This is a genomic window from Desulfovibrio desulfopostgatei (genome assembly GCF_053570645.1).
This window is the reverse complement of record NZ_JBRBQS010000002.1, coordinates 3183014-3199137: the sequence shown is the minus strand read 5'-3', so window position 1 is coordinate 3199137 and position 16124 is coordinate 3183014. Positions and strand designations below refer to the sequence as shown.

At 57.3% G+C, this 16124-nt stretch carries 15 protein-coding genes; 7 read left to right on the top strand and 8 right to left on the bottom strand.

All coding sequences use genetic code 11. The features are described from left to right. Window positions 1-159: 159 nt before the first annotated feature. From ACUZ9Q_RS13915 to ACUZ9Q_RS13885, 7 genes are all read left to right on the top strand, one after another. Window positions 160-627 (top strand): chemotaxis protein CheW, encoded by a 468-nt coding sequence (locus ACUZ9Q_RS13915; protein WP_027180850.1) that lies wholly within the window; start codon window positions 160-162, stop codon window positions 625-627. A gap of 157 nt (window positions 628-784) precedes the next feature. Beyond that, window positions 785-1924, top strand: coding sequence for a DegT/DnrJ/EryC1/StrS family aminotransferase (locus ACUZ9Q_RS13910; protein ID WP_215647475.1), 1140 nt, complete (start codon window positions 785-787; stop codon window positions 1922-1924). 27 nt (window positions 1925-1951) lie between these two features. Then, complete coding sequence (locus ACUZ9Q_RS13905) at window positions 1952-2488, top strand: GtrA family protein (RefSeq protein ID WP_233483442.1); 537 nt, start codon at window positions 1952-1954, stop codon at window positions 2486-2488. Next, the gene (locus ACUZ9Q_RS13900) at window positions 2485-3459 is read left to right on the top strand and encodes a glycosyltransferase family 2 protein (protein WP_449248058.1); all 975 of its coding nucleotides are present in this window, start codon (window positions 2485-2487) and stop codon (window positions 3457-3459) included. The genes ACUZ9Q_RS13905 and ACUZ9Q_RS13900 overlap by 4 nt, the downstream gene beginning before the upstream one ends. Before the next feature lie 173 nt (window positions 3460-3632). Continuing rightward, complete coding sequence (locus ACUZ9Q_RS13895; protein ID WP_192113078.1) at window positions 3633-5273, top strand: L-lactate permease; 1641 nt, start codon at window positions 3633-3635, stop codon at window positions 5271-5273. Between the two features lie 198 nt (window positions 5274-5471). Continuing rightward, window positions 5472-7286, top strand: a complete 1815-nt coding sequence (locus ACUZ9Q_RS13890) for a KUP/HAK/KT family potassium transporter (protein WP_192113077.1) — start codon at window positions 5472-5474, stop codon at window positions 7284-7286. A 17-nt stretch (window positions 7287-7303) separates the two neighbouring features. Further along, window positions 7304-7579: a hypothetical protein gene (locus tag ACUZ9Q_RS13885; RefSeq protein WP_215647474.1), complete on the top strand. Its 276-nt coding sequence runs from the start codon at window positions 7304-7306 to the stop codon at window positions 7577-7579. Window positions 7580-7843: 264 nt separating this feature from the next. Here ACUZ9Q_RS13885 and lepA read toward each other — a convergent pair whose 3' ends face one another. The 8 genes from lepA to ACUZ9Q_RS13845 form a co-directional block, all read right to left on the bottom strand. Continuing rightward, window positions 7844-9649: a translation elongation factor 4 gene (lepA, locus tag ACUZ9Q_RS13880; RefSeq protein ID WP_215647473.1), complete on the bottom strand. Its 1806-nt coding sequence runs from the start codon at window positions 9647-9649 to the stop codon at window positions 7844-7846. Between the two features lie 293 nt (window positions 9650-9942). Then, window positions 9943-10344, bottom strand: a complete 402-nt coding sequence (locus ACUZ9Q_RS13875) for a F0F1 ATP synthase subunit epsilon (RefSeq protein WP_192113074.1) — start codon at window positions 10342-10344, stop codon at window positions 9943-9945. Window positions 10345-10441: 97 nt separating this feature from the next. Next, complete coding sequence (atpD, locus tag ACUZ9Q_RS13870; protein WP_298997594.1) at window positions 10442-11863, bottom strand: F0F1 ATP synthase subunit beta; 1422 nt, start codon at window positions 11861-11863, stop codon at window positions 10442-10444. 10 nt (window positions 11864-11873) lie between these two features. Continuing rightward, window positions 11874-12758, bottom strand: a complete 885-nt coding sequence (locus ACUZ9Q_RS13865) for a F0F1 ATP synthase subunit gamma (protein WP_192113072.1) — start codon at window positions 12756-12758, stop codon at window positions 11874-11876. 26 nt (window positions 12759-12784) lie between these two features. Then, window positions 12785-14293 carry a F0F1 ATP synthase subunit alpha gene (gene atpA, locus ACUZ9Q_RS13860; protein WP_227118772.1) on the bottom strand — a complete coding sequence of 503 codons (1509 nt, stop codon included), beginning with the start codon at window positions 14291-14293 and terminating at the stop codon, window positions 12785-12787. A gap of 3 nt (window positions 14294-14296) precedes the next feature. Further along, a complete protein-coding gene (atpH, locus tag ACUZ9Q_RS13855) occupies window positions 14297-14848 on the bottom strand; it encodes an ATP synthase F1 subunit delta (RefSeq protein ID WP_192113070.1) in 552 nt (183 codons plus the stop codon). Further along, entirely contained in the window at window positions 14845-15426 is a 582-nt protein-coding gene (locus ACUZ9Q_RS13850) for an ATP synthase F0 subunit B (protein ID WP_192113069.1), read from the bottom strand. Before ACUZ9Q_RS13850 ends, atpH begins: the two co-directional genes overlap by 4 nt. Window positions 15427-15532: 106 nt before the next feature. Next, on the bottom strand, window positions 15533-15952 hold the full coding sequence (locus tag ACUZ9Q_RS13845) for an ATP synthase F0 subunit B (RefSeq protein WP_192113068.1): 420 nt from the start codon (window positions 15950-15952) through the stop codon (window positions 15533-15535). Between the last annotated feature and the right edge of the window lie 172 nt (window positions 15953-16124).

Here is a 16124-nt window from a genome sequence, read left to right as displayed (position 1 = left end):
CCAGTTAGCGGGGTTGATCCCGGCGCAGATTGCAGCGGATTGCATATGACGGATTGCCGCAAAAGCGGTGATTCATGGGCGGAAAACGCCCGCTTATACCATGGAGGCCATCCCATGACGGATACAATGGACGCGGCGCAAGCCACTCGGCAGGACGTGCTGCAAGGTTCCGGGCAGGAACATGAGGGCGATCTGCTCCAGTTGGTGACGTTCCGCATTGGCGAAGAAGAGTTCGGGGTGGACATCCTTTCCGTTCAGGAAATCATCCGTCTCATGCAGATCACCATGGTACCCCATGCCGCAGCCTTTATTGAAGGCGTCATCAATCTGCGCGGCAAGGTTATTCCGGTCGTCAACATGCGCACGCGCTTCAGCATGCCCGCCCTGGAGCACGATGGCAACACGCGCATTGTTGTAATGGAATTTAACCAGAAGATAGTGGGTTTTCTGGTGGACGGCGTGTCTGAAGTGCTGCGTATTCCCGCCTCCACTGTGGAGCCTGCGCCACCGGTGGTTTGCGGTATCGGCTCCGAGTATATCCGGGGCGTGGGCAAGCTTGAAGACCGCCTGCTCATTCTGCTTGACCTCGACACGTTATTGAGCGACATGAACGCCGATGCGGGTTAGCATGGCGGCCAGGCGCGCACTACTGATTCCGTGCGGACGGCGGACTTTTTAAAGCCCGGCGTCCTGCGGTGTTTTGAGTGAACGACGCGCAGCCTGAAGCCTTCGCCAGCCGGAGCGGCACAGCCGCTACGGTTATGCCGCCGCAGCAGGAGGCCTTATGTCCATGCGTCTTTCCCGCTCCATTGTGGGAGAAGCTGAAGCCCGCGCCGTTAGCCGTGTCATTACTGAAGACGGCTACCTCGGCATGGGCAACGAAGTGCGCCTTTTTGAAGAAGAAGTCGCCCGCTACCTCGGCGTCAAGCCCAGTCAGGTTATTTCCGTAAATACAGGTACTGCGGCCCTGCATCTGGCTGTGGACGGCGTTGCCGCCCAGTGCCGCGTAGACGGCAAGCCGGAAGTTCTGGTTCCTTCCCTTACCTTTGTGGCGTCTTTTCAGGCCATTACCGCCGCGGGCTGCCAGCCTGTGGCCTGCGATGTGCTGCCCGAAACCGGCACCATTGACCTTGCCGATGCCGAACGCCGCCTGACCCCCCGCACCATTGCCATCATGCCCGTGCACTATGCCAGCAATCCCTGGCATATTGACGCCATATACGACTTTGCCCGTGTCAAAGGCTTGCGCGTGGTGGAAGACGCCGCCCACGCCTTTGGCTGCAAAAGCAGGGGACGCATGATCGGCAGCTTTGGCGACATGGTCTGCTTCAGCTTTGACGGCATCAAAAATATTACCTGCGGTGAAGGCGGCTGCCTGGTGGCCTTTGATGAGGCCGCCGGAAATCTGGCCTCTGACGCCCGGCTGCTTTCTGTAGCCAACGATGCAAAACAGCGTTTTGCCGGCGCGCGTTCGTGGGATCCCGATGTGACCCGTCAGGGCTGGCGCTATCACATGAGCAATATCATGGCCGCCATCGGGCGGGTGCAGCTTGGACGGCTTGAATCGGAATTTATTCCGGCACGCCGAATGCTTACAGCCATTTATGAACAGCGCCTCGCCAACGTGGAGGGCCTTGCCCTGCTGGCCACTGATCCGCAGGACTTTGTGGTGCGCCATATCATGCCCGTGCGTGTGTTGGGTGGCCGCAAAGATGCCGTTAAGGAATTTATGGCGGCACGCGATATCCCCACCGGCGTGCATTACAAACCCAACCACCTGCTTAGCTGCTTTGGCGGGGGCGCGGAGTCGCTGCCCGTGACGGAACAGCTCTATGGCGAACTTGTGACCCTGCCCCTGCACCCCGGCCTCAGCGCCGAAGATGTGGAGAGCGTGTGCGACGCGCTTGTTGCCGCACTCAAGTAGCGCCCGCCAGTGCGCAGGCGATTTGCCGTGGTTAGCGGCTGGCAGGCTGTGCCGGGCTTCAGATGGCTGGCGGATATGGTGCGCGGGCTTTTGGCCCGGCGCTGGGTGCGCTTTGGCATTGTGGGCGGCGCGGCTTCTGTAAGCTACTTTCTGCTGGGGCTGTTGTTCGTCAACGTGGCAGGTTTGCCCACGCTGGCGGGCAACGCCCTGGCCTATGCGCTCAGTTTTATTGTTTCCTATCTCGGGCAATGCCTGTGGACGTTCCGCGCCGCGGATTCCGCCGCAGGCATTGCCAGCCACCGCACCATGCTGCCGCGCTTTGCGGCTACCCAGGCTGTGGGCCTGTGCTGCAATTCGGCCATTGTCTGGCTGCTGGTGCGGCTTGGTGTTCCTTATGCCTGGGCCATGCCCGTTGCAGTTCTGACCGTGCCTGTCATGGTTTATGTGCTGTGCAAGGTCTGGGTATTCAGAACGCAGGCTTCATTCGCTCCCGCCGGGGCAGGGCAAAGCCCGGCGCAACAGACATCCACGCCCCACACCGCGCGCAATGAGGATAAAGCATGAACGCCCCCGCTGTTTCGGTCATCATGAACTGTCTGAACAGTTCCCGCGATCTGCGCGAAGCCATGGACAGCCTCATGGCCCAGACGTTCACGGATTTTGAGGTTGTTTTCTGGGACAACTGTTCAACGGATGAAAGCCCCGCCATTGCCAAAAGCTATGGCGAAAAGGTGCGCTACTTCCGGGGAGAGGGTATTGTGCCGCTGGGCGAGGGGCGTAACTTGGCCCTGGCGCAGGCCCGTGGCCGGTATCTGGCCTTTCTTGACTGCGATGACGTGTGGCGGCCCACCAAGCTGGAGCGCCAGGTGGCCCTGTTTGAAGCCAATCCACGTGTGGGTTTGGTGTGCACGGATACGGAAATTTTTGACGGCAAGCGCGTGTTCAAGAGGCTTTTTGCCGAAACGTCCCCTGCGCGGGGCATGGCCTTTGCCGCATTGATGGAACGCCAGTGGATTTCCATGTCGTCTGCCATGGTCAGCCGCGAGGCGCTGGCAAGTCTTTCGGCTGACAGAACGCCGTCGGGCGAAGGCCGCAATGGCGGGTGGTTTGATCAAAGTCTCAACGTGTGCGAGGAGGCCGATGTTTTTTACCGCATCGCTCACGATTGGGAGCTGGACTACGTAGATGAGCCTCTGACCCTTTGGCGGGTGCATGGGGGCAACACGACCTTTCGCAAGTTTGGCCAGTTTGCTGATGAAACGTTGCGTATTCTTGAGAAACACCGGGCGTTGTACCCTGGCTATGATCAGGAATATTCAGGTCTTGTCACAATGATGACCCGCAGGGCAAGCTTTCAGAAAGCTGTGGCCCTGTGGCGCGAAGGGCACAACGCCGCCGCCCGGGAGGCCATAAAACCCTGGCGACACAGCGGGCGCAAATTCAGGATTTTCTGGTGGGCAAGTTATCTGCCAGGAATTTTTTTTGACGTGGCCGCCCGCCTGTATTTCGCGCTGCCAGCCAATTTGCGACAATAGCAGTAAGTTTTGTCTCGACTTGGATAGGGAAACATATTGTATTTTTTGCTGAAAGATTATATTCGCACTCAAAGGTCTTAGTGGGGGGAAAGAGGTAGCATTTCTGGGTCGCACGGAAGGGACTCGCTCTGCTCAAGCCCCCTTGCAACACATAACAGTTGAGGGTCTGTTATATGGCTTGGACACAAGTGTATGATCCGGTTGGCGGAGCTGTAGTTTCCGCCCTGCTGGCAGGTATCCCCCTGATCAGCCTTTTTTACATGCTGGCCGTGCGTCGTGCTAAGGGGCATTACGCTGCGGCTCTTGCTGTGGCACTTTCTTTCGTTCTGGCGGTTGCTGTGTGGGGCATGCCGTTTGGAACAGCGCTGGGCGCATTGAGCTACGGCGCGGCCTTTGGCCTCTTCCCCATCATCTGGATCGTTATCACGGCGGTCTGGGTGTACAACATGACTGTGGAATCGGGCGAATTTGAATACATCAAAGAATCGCTCGCGCGTCTGACAGACGACCGCCGTTTGCAGGCCATCTTTATCGCCTTTGCCTTTGGTTCCTTCATTGAAGGTACCGCTGGCTTCGGCACCCCTGTGGCAATCACCGCCGCCATGCTGGTGGGCCTGGGCTTCCGCCCCCTGTACGCCGCTGGTATCTGTCTGATTGCCAACACCGCGCCCGTGGCCTTTGGTGCCATTGGTATCCCGATCATCGTTGGCGCCCAGGTTTCCGGCATTCCGGAAATGCACGTGAGCCAGATCGTGGGCCGTCAGCTGCCCTTCCTGTCCATTCTGGTGCCCCTGTGGCTCTGCGTGGTCATGTGCGGCTTCAAGCGCGCCATGGAAGTGCTGCCCGCCATCATCGTGGCTGGCGTGAGCTTCGCCGGTTCGCAGTTCCTGTTCTCCAACTACCACGGTGCTACGCTGCCCGATATCATGTCGGCTCTTATCACCATCATTGCCATGGTGTTGTTGCTGCGCGTGTGGAAGCCCAAGACCGTGTGGCGTTTTGAGGGTGAAAAGGAAACCGTGCTGACCGGCGCGGCTCCTTCCACGGGTATCGTGCTCCGCGCTTGGCTGCCTTACATCGTCCTGGCCGTCATGGTGTTCTTGTGGGGCCTGCCCCAGTTCAAGAACATGCTGAACGCCGTGCCCGGTTCGGTGCTCAAGTTCTCCTGGCCCGCTCTTGACGGCATGGTGCACAAGGCTGCCCCGATTTTGGCCGCCGGCAAGGATCCCAACTATCCCGCAGTGTTTGTGTTCAACTGGCTCTCCGCCGGTGGCACGGCCATTCTGCTGGCTGGTTTCTTCTCCGTGCCTTTCATGCCTGGTTATTCGTTCGGCAAGGCTATCAACTGCCTGTTCCGCACCATTCACCAGCTGCGCTTCCCCATTGCGACCATCGCCATGATCCTGGGCCTGGCTTATCTCATGAACTTCTCCGGCATGAGCTCCACCCTGGGTATTGCCTTTACCCTGACTGGCCCGCTGTTCCCGCTCTTCTCGCCCCTTCTGGGCTGGCTGGGCGTGTTCCTGACCGGTTCGGACACCTCTTCAAACGCCCTGTTCTGCGGTATGCAGCGCTCCACGGCTGAAGTGGTGGGCATGGATCCGGCCCTGGCCGTTTCCGCCAACTCGTCCGGTGGTGTTACCGGTAAGATGATTTCGCCCCAGTCCATCAGTGTGGCAACCGCTGCCACCAATCTGGTTGGTCATGAAGGCGATCTCTTCCGGTTTACGCTTGGGCACAGCTTGGCCATGACGGCCTTTATCTGCGTGCTCACCTACCTGCAGTCCAACGTGCTGCACTGGATGCTGCCGTAAACTTGGTTTTCCTTCCGTAATATGGCGCCGCCCCGCAAGGGGCGGCGTTTTTGCGTTTATGGGCAGGGGCCGCGCTGGCGCAGCGCAGCGGCTCCACCCGTCAGAGAATCTGCAAATCTTTATGGGCCGCGCATTTCAGGCTGTCTTGCCAGCCGCCCTTGTCTGCTTTATGGTGCGCTGCAATGCTTGGAGGACTACATGGATTCGCAGCAGGTAACGTTTTCTTCAATCGTCAAATCGCTGGGCCTTGTGTTTGGCGATATCGGCACAAGCCCCATATATACGCTGGCAGTCATATTCCTGCTGACCGAGCGCACAGAAGACCATTTTATCGGCATTCTTTCGCTGATTATCTGGACTTTGCTGCTGCTCGTAACTGTGGGATACGCGTGGCTGGCCATGAGCCTGAGCAAGGGCGGCGAAGGCGGCACCATTGTGCTGCTTTCCATCCTGCGCCCGTTACTCAAGTCGACCAAAAAGTTAGGTGTAGCTTCTGTACTGGCTTTTGTGGGGGTTTCTCTGCTCATTGGCGACGGGGTTATTACTCCTGCCATCTCCATTCTTTCTGCCGTGGAAGGTTTGACCCTTGTGCCGGGGCTTGAGCAGACTCCCAAGGCTGCAATTGTAGGGCTGGCGCTGGCGATTACGGTTGTGCTTTTTGCTGTGCAAAAGAGGGGCAGTGGCGCTGTTTCCGTAGTTTTTGGTCCCATAATGGCCATATGGTTCGCCGTGTTGGCTTTTTCCGGATGCGTCTCCATTGTGCAGACTCCACAGGTTCTCAAAGCCCTGAACCCCTGGTATGCGATTGATTTCATGATCCACAACGGCCTGGTGAGTTTTTTTGTTCTTTCAGAGGTCATTTTGTGCGCTACGGGCGGCGAGGCTCTGTATGCCGACATGGGGCATATGGGGCGCAAGCCTATCTTAGCCGCGTGGGGCATTGTGCTGTTGGCGCTGGTGGCAAGCTATATGGGGCAGACCTCATTCCTTATCCGCAATCCAGGGGCTGAAAACGTATTGTTCGAGCTGATCAACAGCCAGGCTCATTATCTGTATGTTCCTTTTCTGGTACTCAGCCTTATGGCAACTGTCATTGCCTCGCAGGCCCTCATAAGCGGTCTGTTTTCCATCATGTATCAAAGTATGGCAACGCATATCATGCCTTTGTTCAAAGTGGATTACACCTCAAAGGAATTGCATTCCCAGATATATATCAACTCTGTGAACTGGGCGCTGTTTGTAGCGGTGGTGCTCGTGATCTGTGGATTTGGCGAATCACACAAACTTGCTGCCGCTTACGGCCTTGCCGTTACTGGCACCATGACCATCACTGGCGTATTCATGGTGTGGATATTCCACCTTCAGGGACGAAATTTCAAAGCAGCCATAGCTGCCTGCATCTGTTTTCTCGACTTCATTTATCTGCTCGCGAACTTTTATAAATTTCCGCATGGCGGGTATTGGTCCATACTGATTTCGCTCATACCGCTTTCTGTCATTCTTATTTATACCCAGGGGCAAAAAGCCGCGTATCAACGTATGCGCCCCATGGGAAAAGAGCAGTTCTTGAGGAAATTTACCGAAGAAAAAACTCATGGTCATGCCATTCGCGGCACAGCCATCTTTTTTTTGAGAAGCTTGGACAAAGTTTCGCCTTATATTGTCAAGACCATGTTCAGCAACGGCATTATTTATGAGCAGAACATCATGCTGTGCATGTCCCGCACATATGAACCTACAGGCGTGACATGGCGGTTTGCGGAAGATCCCGCCGAAGGTATTCGCGTTTTTGAGGTTTCTGCGGGCTACATGGAAGTTGTGGATATTGACCACATCATGTCCGAAGCGGGCATCAAGCCGCGCGTTATTTTTTATGGCGTGGAAGACATCCTCACCAGTTCGCCTTTGTGGCGCATTTACGCCATCATCAAAAAACTGGCGCCATCGTTCGTACAGTTTTACAAAATGCCGGTGCATGCCGTGCATGGAGTTATTAGCCGTATAGACATGTAGCAGAAGGAGGGCCCGTCATGCAGAAAAAATCATTCGTTGGCAGCGGCTTGCTTGCGCTGTGCCTGATGGCAGGTTTTCTTGCTTGCGGCTGCGCCCCTCGTGAGCGGCCCCCTCTGACATTTGATGATCAGCAGGCTTTGGCGGCCAATCAGCAATGCCGGGCAGAAGCCACACAGATGAACAATGAGTGGCGTGGTGATACCAGCTACTTTCCCTGGCGCGCCTACTATGACATGTGCATGAGGCGTTTTGAGATCAGCGATGCGGAAATGCGCAAGTTGCGCCTGCCATAATCGGGGTCTGAAGCCAGCCATGCGCGCACGGCAAGCTTTGCGCCGCCGTGCTAAACGATCGGCCAGGCAAAAGGCAAAAACGTGCCTCTGGCCTGACCTGTGAGCAGTTTTTTTTGATTTCTGATAGTCGGGTGCGCGCTTGCGCAACCGTGCTTTGACAGGCCATCTACGGGCCAGATTGAGCGTAAAGCCTGAGGGACATGCTGCGATGCAAAAAAGAAGGGTGACTCAAGCGAGCCACCCTTCTTTTTTGCATCTTAAGGTCTATTCGTCGCCCACTTTGAGGGCCGCCAGAAACGCTTCCTGCGGCAACTCAACGTTGCCCATGCGTTTCATGCGCTTTTTGCCTTCCTTCTGCTTTTCAAGCAGCTTGCGTTTACGCGTGATGTCGCCGCCATAGCACTTGGCTGTCACGTCCTTGCGGAAAGCTGACACGGTTTCCCGGGCAATGATCTTCTGCCCGATGGCGGCCTGAATGGCCACCTGGAAAAGCTGGCGGGGAATGCTGCGCTTGAGCTTGAGCGCCAACCCGCGCCCGTAGGTATATGCGCGGTCGCGGTGTACAATGACGGCAAGAGCATCAACGGTTTCACCATTGAGCATGATATCAAGGCGCACGAGGTCTGATTCGCGGTAGTCCAGCGGATGGTAATCCATGGAGGCGTAACCGCGCGTGGCAGACTTGAGCCGATCAAAAAAGTCGTAAACAATTTCTGCAAACGGCAATTCATAGGTCACAACCACGCGGTTGGTGGCCAGATAGTGCAGATTTTTCTGCATGCCGCGCTTTTCCTCGCACAGCTTCATGACGTTGCCTACGTAATCGTTGGGCACGTGGATGTCCATGTTCACATACGGCTCATAAAGGGTGCGGATCTTGGTGGGGTCTGGCAGATGGCTGGGGTTGTCGATCTGCAAGGTTTTGCCATCGTTTGTGTCCACCTTGTAGACCACAGAAGGCGCGGTGGCGATGAGGCTGACCTCAAATTCGCGCTCCAGCCGTTCCTGAATGATCTCCATGTGCAACAGACCAAGAAAGCCGCAACGGAAGCCAAAACCCAGCGCCTGAGACGTTTCCGGCTCAAAGGAAAAAGCCGCATCGTTGAGTTGCAGTTTTTCAAGGGCGGTTTTGAGGTTTTCGTACTCGTCTGACTCTGTGGGGTAAAGGCCGCAGAAAACCATGGGCTTCACTTCCGTAAAGCCGGGAACCGCCGTAGCGGCAGGGTTTTCCACCAGAGTGATGGTGTCGCCAACGCGGGCATCGCCCAGCTCCTTGATGGAGCCGCACATGAAACCGACCTCGCCAGCGTGAAGTTCGTTCACATCAGTAGCTTCCGGGGAAAACACGCCGAGGCGCAGCACTTCGTATTCCTTGCCCGTACTCATCATGCGCACCATGTCGTTACGCTTGATTGCGCCGTCCATAATGCGGAACAGGATAACGACGCCCTGATAGCTGTCGTACCACGAGTCGAAGATGAGTGCTTTGAGCGGAGCCGCCACATCTCCCTTAGGGGCAGGGAGCCGGTGGACAATGGCTTCGAGAACCGCGTCAACGCCCATGCCCGTTTTGGCAGAAACTGGCAGAGCTTCGGAGCAGTCAAGGCCGATGCTTTCTTCGATTTCGGCCTTCACGCGGTCAACCTCGGCGCTGGGCAGGTCGATTTTATTGAGCACAGGCACTATTTCGTGGTCGTGATCCAGAGCAAGGTAGACGTTGGCAAGCGTTTGCGCTTCCACGCCCTGAGTGGCGTCAACCACCAGCAGCGCACCTTCGCAGGCCGCCAGGGAGCGTGAAACTTCATAGTTGAAGTCCACGTGACCGGGGGTATCGATGAGGTTCAGTTCGTACATCTGCCCGTTTTGGGCTTTGTACGGAATGCGCACGGTCTGTGCCTTGATGGTGATGCCACGCTCCCGTTCCAGCTCCATTTTGTCCAGATACTGCTGGCGCGCCTCCCGCTTGCTGACAACCTGCGTCAGCTCAAGAATGCGGTCGGCCAGGGTGGATTTGCCGTGGTCGATGTGGGCGATAATGCAAAAATTGCGGATATTTTCCTGGTTGGGCATGGTCATGTCCTGGGAAACTGGATGGGTTGGCGGAAAATTTTCCGCGTTGAACCACAATCAATATCCAAGATTCGCGCGGAAGTCTATTTTTGCAAGCCGTGAAATCTTGGCAGAGTGCCGATTTCAGCCTGAATATTCGTGGAAAGCTGGCTTGGGCAGATGAAAAGGGTGGAATGGGGGAGTTTGCGGGGGCAACAACAGGCCGGGCGAAAGATTTTTTGGGAAAAAGCAAAGCCGCAACAGCGCGGAAAATTCCACGCTGCTGCGGCCCCACAAATCTGAAAATTGGTAGCTCAGCGGAGCTGGGCCAGTTGCAAGCGCACAACTGCGCGTTGCAGAGCGGCTTCAGCGCGGACAATGTCCACCTTTTCGTCATGGCTGGCAATGCGCTTTTCAGCGCGTTCCTTTGCTGCCATGGCGCGCGCGGTGTCAATGCTGTCCGCCATCTCAGCCGATTCGGCCAGCACTGTGAGCACATCGTTGTTCACATCGGCGAATCCGCCGGAGATGAAAACGTGCCCATCTTTGCCGTCAGCGCGGTAGCGCAGGCCGCCGATCTTCAGGGCAGAAAGCAGGGAAACGTGCTTGGGCAGCACGCCGAATTCGCCCTCAATTCCTGGGCAGACGGCCATTTCCACTTCGCCGCTGACCACGGTTTTGTCCGGCGTAACCACTTCAAGTTGCAGCGTGCCCATAGGTACTCCTTCGCTCCTGATATACGCAGATGGCCGGGTTCGGGTCGCGCCTTGTGCAAGGCGCGACCCAGAACCTCAAAGCGTTGCGATTAACGCCTTACTTCTCTTCCTGCAGCTTGCGCTGTTCGTACTTGGCAACGGCCTGTTCAATGCCGCCCAGCATGTAGAAGTCGCCTTCCGCCATGTGGTCGTATGCGCCGTCCAGAATGCCCTTGAAGCCCTTGATGGTGTCTTCAAGCTTCACATACTGGCCAGGGGTGCCGGTGAAGGTTTCGGCCACGTGGAAGGGCTGCGAGAGGAAGCGCTGAATGCGGCGCGCACGCGCAACAGTCAGCTTGTCTTCGTCAGACAGCTCGTCCATGCCGAGGATGGCGATGATGTCCTGAAGTTCTTTGTACTTCTGGAGCACCATCTGCACACGACGGGCCACCATGTAGTGATCATCGCCCACAACGTTGGGGTCGAGGATGCGCGAGGTGGAGTCGAGCGGGTCCACGGCGGGGTAGATGCCAAGTTCTGCGATCTGGCGGGAAAGCACGAGCGTTCCGTCCAAGTGCGAGAACGTGGTGGCCGGGGCCGGGTCAGTCAAGTCGTCAGCAGGGACGTAAACGGCCTGCACCGACGTGATCGAACCGTTGTTGGTCGAGGTGATGCGTTCCTGCAAGGCACCAAGGTCAGTACCCAGGGTGGGCTGATAACCCACGGCCGAGGGCATGCGGCCAAGCAGAGCGGACACTTCGGAACCAGCCTGCGTGAAACGGAAGATGTTGTCGATGAAGAGCAACACGTCCTGATGTTCTTCGTCACGGAAGTATTCCGCGCAAGCAAGGGCCGTAAGGGCCACGCGGGCACGGGCTCCCGGAGGTTCGTTCATCTGGCCGTACACAAGCGTGGCGCGTTCCAGAACGCCCGCGTCCTTGAGTTCGTGGTACAAGTCGTTGCCTTCACGGGTGCGTTCGCCCACGCCCGCGAAAACCGACGAACCGCCGTGCTGCTTGGCGATGTTGTTGATCATCTCCATCAGAATAACGGTCTTGCCCACGCCGGCGCCGCCGAAGAGGCCCATCTTGCCGCCCTTGGGGAAGGGAACAAGAAGGTCAACGACCTTGATGCCGGTTTCAAGCAGTTCCACCTTGGTGTTCAGATCCGTGAATTTAGGAGCCGGACGGTGGATGGGGTAGTATTTTTCAGCATTGACCGGGCCCAGTTCGTCAACGGGGCGACCGATGACGTTCAGGATACGGCCAACGGCGGCCTTGCCAACAGGAACCATGATGGGGTTCCCGGTGTCGACCGCATCCATGCCGCGGACAAGGCCTTCAGTGGCGTCCATGGCGATGGTACGAACGACGTTGTCGCCCAGATGCTGCGCAACCTCACAGATGAGGCTGGGAGCATCGCTATTGTTCGGGTTGGTTATCTCCAGGGCGGTGAAGATACTCGGCAGGTTGCCGTCGCTGAACTCTACGTCCACAACGGCGCCGATAACCTGAACGACTTTACCGATGTTTTTGCTCATGTTTGGCTCCTTAACCCTTCAGCGCTTCAGCGCCGCCGACGATGTCGATGAGGTCGCTGGTGATGGAAGCCTGCCGCGTCTTGTTGTAGAGCCGCGTCAGCATGTTGATCATCTCGTTGCAGTTACGGGTGGCGTTGTCCATGGCAGCCATGCGGGCGGCGTGCTCGCTGGCCGAGGTGTCCAACATGCCACGGTAAACCTGCACCTTGACGTAGCGGGGCAGAAGCTCCGCCAACAGCTTTTCTTCCTGCGGCTCGTACACGTATTCGCAACGGGGCGTTCCGGCCACTTCTGCCACTTCTTCAGCTTCCGGCGTTTGCAACGGCAGAAGGCGAAGGGTGCGGGGCGGCTGGCTGCCCATGGATACGAACTCGCCGTAGATCAGCCACACTTCGTCGAATGCGAAGGTTTCGTAACCGTGAATGACTTCCTGCGCCACAGAGCTGGCGAGAGCGAAGTCTATGCTCCCCATGCGGTCGCCATAGGCAGTGAGGATCGTGTGCCCGGCAGAACGAATGGCGTCGCGCCCCTTGCGTCCCACACAGGCAAAGCTGATCTCCATTCCTGCCCCGGCTTTTTCCTTCGCCAGACGCAGAGCGGTGGCGATGATGTTGCCGTTAAAGCTGCCGCACAGGCCACGGTCGGATGTAACCAGCACAATGGCGCAGTGTTTCTTTTCCTCATGCTCTGCCAGCAGGGGGTGGGCATTGCCCTCCACCTTGCTAGACAGTTCGGCGAGCACGTCGCGGTATTTGGCCGCGTACGGCCTGAAGCGCTCGATGCGGGCCTGGGCGCCGCGCAGTTTCGCCGAGGCCACCATGTTCATGGCCTTGGTGATCTGCTTGGTCTTACCGACCCCCACGATCTTCATTTTTACGTCTTTGAGTGAAGGCATGCTTATCTCCCGTATGGAGGGGGCCCCTAGGCCTTCCAGCCCTGCTTGAAGGCGGTAATGGCCTCGGTGAGCGCTTTTTCCACAGCCTCGTCAATGACTTTCTTATCCTTAATGGCGTCAAGCACGTCCTTACGCGTATCACGCATAAAGGTGAGCATGTCGTCTTCAAACTTGCGGATCTGATCCACCGGCACGTCATCCATGTGACCACGGGTAGCGGCGTAGATGGAGGCAACCTGCTCATGCGAGGGCATGGGCCTGTACTGGGGCTGCTTGAGCAGTTCCACCAGGCGTGCACCACGATCAAGCTTGGCCTTGGTGCCCTTGTCCAGATCAGAGCCGAACTGGGCAAAAGCCGCAAGTTCGCGATACTGGGCAAGGTCAAGACGCATGGTACCGGCGACCTGCTTCATGGCCTTGATCTGCGCTGCGCCACCCACGCGGGAAACCGAAAGGCCCACGTTAATGGCCGGACGCACACCGGCGTTGAAGAGGTTGGGTTCCAGGTACACCTGACCGTCGGTGATGGAAATCACGTTGGTGGGGATGTACGCGGAAACGTCGCCCGCCTGGGTTTCAATGATGGGCAGAGCCGTCAAAGAACCGGCACCAAGGCTGTCGTTCACCTTCGCGGCGCGTTCAAGCAAACGCGAGTGGAGGTAGAACACGTCGCCGGGGAAAGCTTCACGTCCCGGAGGGCGACGGAGCAGCAGCGACATCTGGCGATAAGCCACGGCCTGCTTGGAAAGGTCATCGTAAATGATGAGGGCGTGCTTGCCGTTATTGCGGTAGAACTCGGCCATTGCGCAGCCGGTGTATGCCGCAATGTACTGCAAGGGCGCGGGATCGGACGCCGTGGCTGAAATGATGGTGGTGTATTCCATCGCGCCGTAACGGCGCAAGGTGTCGGCCACCAGAGCCACGGACGACTTCTTCTGGCCGATGGCCACGTAGAAGCAGTGAATGTCCGTTTCTTTCTGCGCCAGAATGGCGTCAACGCAAACAGCGGTCTTACCGGTCTGGCGGTCGCCAATGATAAGTTCGCGCTGTCCGCGGCCAATGGGAGTCATGGCGTCAATGGCCTTAAGGCCAGTGGGCATGGGCTCATGCACGCTCTTACGCGCGATGATGCCGGGGGCCTTGATTTCCACCGGGCGCACTTCCGTGGCTTCGATGGGGCCAAGGCCGTCGATGGGCTCACCCAGGGGGTTGAGCACACGACCCATAACGCCGTCGCCCACAGGCACGGAGAAGATCTTGCCGGTACGCTTGACCGGGTCGCCTTCCTTGATGCCCACGTCCGAACCGAGCAGGGCCACGCCGACGTTGTCTTCTTCGAGGTTGAGCACCATGCCCATGATGCCGCCGGGGAATTCCAGCAGTTCCATGGACATCGCGTTCTTGACCCCGTAGACACGGGCGATACCGTCACCGACGTAGAGTACGGTGCCAGTTTCGCTCATTTCGACGCGCTGCTCGTAGTTTTGGATTTGATCCTCAATGATCTTGCTTATCTCTTCCGCTTTGATCTGCATGTGCTATTCACCCCTCTTGAATGTCTCCCGAAGGATTCCCAACTGCGCGCGCAGACTTGCGTCCAGCACCCGGTCACCCATTTTGAGCACCATACCCCCTAGTATGTCTTTGTCCACGGCAAAGGTCAGCTCAATATCGGTGCCCGCTTTCTGTTGCAAGGTATCCTTGAGCTTAGACTTTTTGTCTGCGGAAAGTTGTACTGCGGTTATGCATTGGCCGCGGATGATACCCTTGGCCTCGTCCAGCAGTTTGCCGTACCACGCTGCAATTTCGCTCAAAAAGGCAAGCCTTTCCTTATCTGCAAGCAGAAAGCAGAAATTGCGCATGGTTTCGTCAGCCTTGAGTTTGGTCAGCAGTTTGTCGAGAACTGCCTTCTTTTCGCTTACGCCGATAACAGGGCTTTTCAAGGTAAGGTCAAGCCCAGGCGCGGCGGCAAGCATTTCACCAAGAGACGCCAGGCAATCGCCACGCGAGCTCAGGGCTGCATCCCCATCCTTTTTGCCAAGCGCAAAAATTGCGTTGGCATACCTGCGTGCAACCACGGTGTTAATCAATGGAGCACCACCTTGTTAAGGGAGTTGGCGATAAGCTTATCGTGCTCGGCCGCATTGAGCTTGGAGCTCAGAGCTTTCTCGGCGGCGTTCACGATCTCATCGGCAATGGAGGCGCGCACTTCAGCAAAGATCGCGCGGCCTTCATTTTCCGCCGTAAGGCGCGCCTGCTCCACAATCTGAGCGGCCTGGCGGTGAGCCTCTTCCACAATGCCCTGCTTGAGGGCTTCGGCCTGCTGGCGGCTCTCGGCCAAGATGGCCTCGCGTTCAGCATTAAGGTTGGCAATGCGGGTCTCTACCGAGGCCAGCTGCTCCTTGGCCGTCTTGCGACGTTCGTCAAGATCGTCCAGCGCATTCTTGATGCCTTCGCGGCGGTTCTTAAAGAAACGCTTGGCCAGCCCGCCAACGAAGTACCAGAGGATGCCGGCAAAAATTACGAAGTTGAGCACGCGCCAGCCGAAGTCGCCCCAACGCGGCGCTGCATGCCCTTCAGAAGCCATGGCTCCCGCAGGAATGACCACCAGCGCGGCAAAGGCAATAACGAGCGGCAGGATAAACCCCGCGTGTTTCCATCTGCTCAAAGCCCACCCCCTCTGTTCGATAATACCGATTCGAAAACAGTTCCCAGTGAAGCCGCAACGCGAGCGTTGCGGAACGGCCCGCAAAGGCCTGAGTCAGCGCCGCTTGCTAGCCCTTGATGAGGCGGTCGGCCAGACGGGTGGAAAATTCACCCACCTGCTTGCGCAACGCAGCAAGGGTTTCCGCAGCCTGTGCCTGCAGCGAGGCGCGGGTTTCAGCCAGAATATCGCGGGCGCTTTGCTGAGCTTCGCCCACAAGCTTCTGCTGTTCGGCCACGCCAGCGGCGCGGCCAGCCTCACGGTTGCTGCCTGCGTCCTGACGGGCGCGGGCCAGTTCGGCCTCATAGTTGGTGAGCCGTTCGCCAGCCTGGTACTCGAAAGAACCGGCTTCCTCGGCCATGTCATCCATGACGCCGTTGCGCTTTTTGATGATTTCGCGGATGGGGCGAATCAGGAGGATGTTAAGCACATAAATGGCGATAAAGAAGTTCGCCAGCTGAAAAAGAAGAGTGACGTTTAGGTCCAGCATGCCGCATCCTCCATGTGAATTGCGGATTGAAGGAGTTGAAAATACATAAAGCCCTTGCAAGATATCTGCTCAGCCCTGTTATGTCAAAGGGTATTGGTGACAAATTTCGCAAACTCCGCAATTTTTTTTTCACAAGCTTTGTGCTCAAAGCTGCACGGAGTGTAAAACAGTC

Coding starts and splice junctions, on each gene's coding strand:
- ACUZ9Q_RS13875 (WP_192113074.1), bottom strand. CDS start 10,344: ATGGGCACGCTGCAACTTGAAGTGGTTACGCCGGACAAAACCGTGGTC.
- ACUZ9Q_RS13865 (WP_192113072.1), bottom strand. CDS start 12,758: ATGCCTTCACTCAAAGACGTAAAAATGAAGATCGTGGGGGTCGGTAAG.
- ACUZ9Q_RS13890 (WP_192113077.1), top strand. CDS start 5,472: ATGGATTCGCAGCAGGTAACGTTTTCTTCAATCGTCAAATCGCTGGGC.
- ACUZ9Q_RS13845 (WP_192113068.1), bottom strand. CDS start 15,952: ATGCTGGACCTAAACGTCACTCTTCTTTTTCAGCTGGCGAACTTCTTT.
- atpD (WP_298997594.1), bottom strand. CDS start 11,863: ATGAGCAAAAACATCGGTAAAGTCGTTCAGGTTATCGGCGCCGTTGTG.
- ACUZ9Q_RS13885 (WP_215647474.1), top strand. CDS start 7,304: ATGCAGAAAAAATCATTCGTTGGCAGCGGCTTGCTTGCGCTGTGCCTG.
- atpA (WP_227118772.1), bottom strand. CDS start 14,293: ATGCAGATCAAAGCGGAAGAGATAAGCAAGATCATTGAGGATCAAATC.
- ACUZ9Q_RS13900 (WP_449248058.1), top strand. CDS start 2,485: ATGAACGCCCCCGCTGTTTCGGTCATCATGAACTGTCTGAACAGTTCC.
- ACUZ9Q_RS13910 (WP_215647475.1), top strand. CDS start 785: ATGTCCATGCGTCTTTCCCGCTCCATTGTGGGAGAAGCTGAAGCCCGC.
- ACUZ9Q_RS13895 (WP_192113078.1), top strand. CDS start 3,633: ATGGCTTGGACACAAGTGTATGATCCGGTTGGCGGAGCTGTAGTTTCC.
- lepA (WP_215647473.1), bottom strand. CDS start 9,649: ATGCCCAACCAGGAAAATATCCGCAATTTTTGCATTATCGCCCACATC.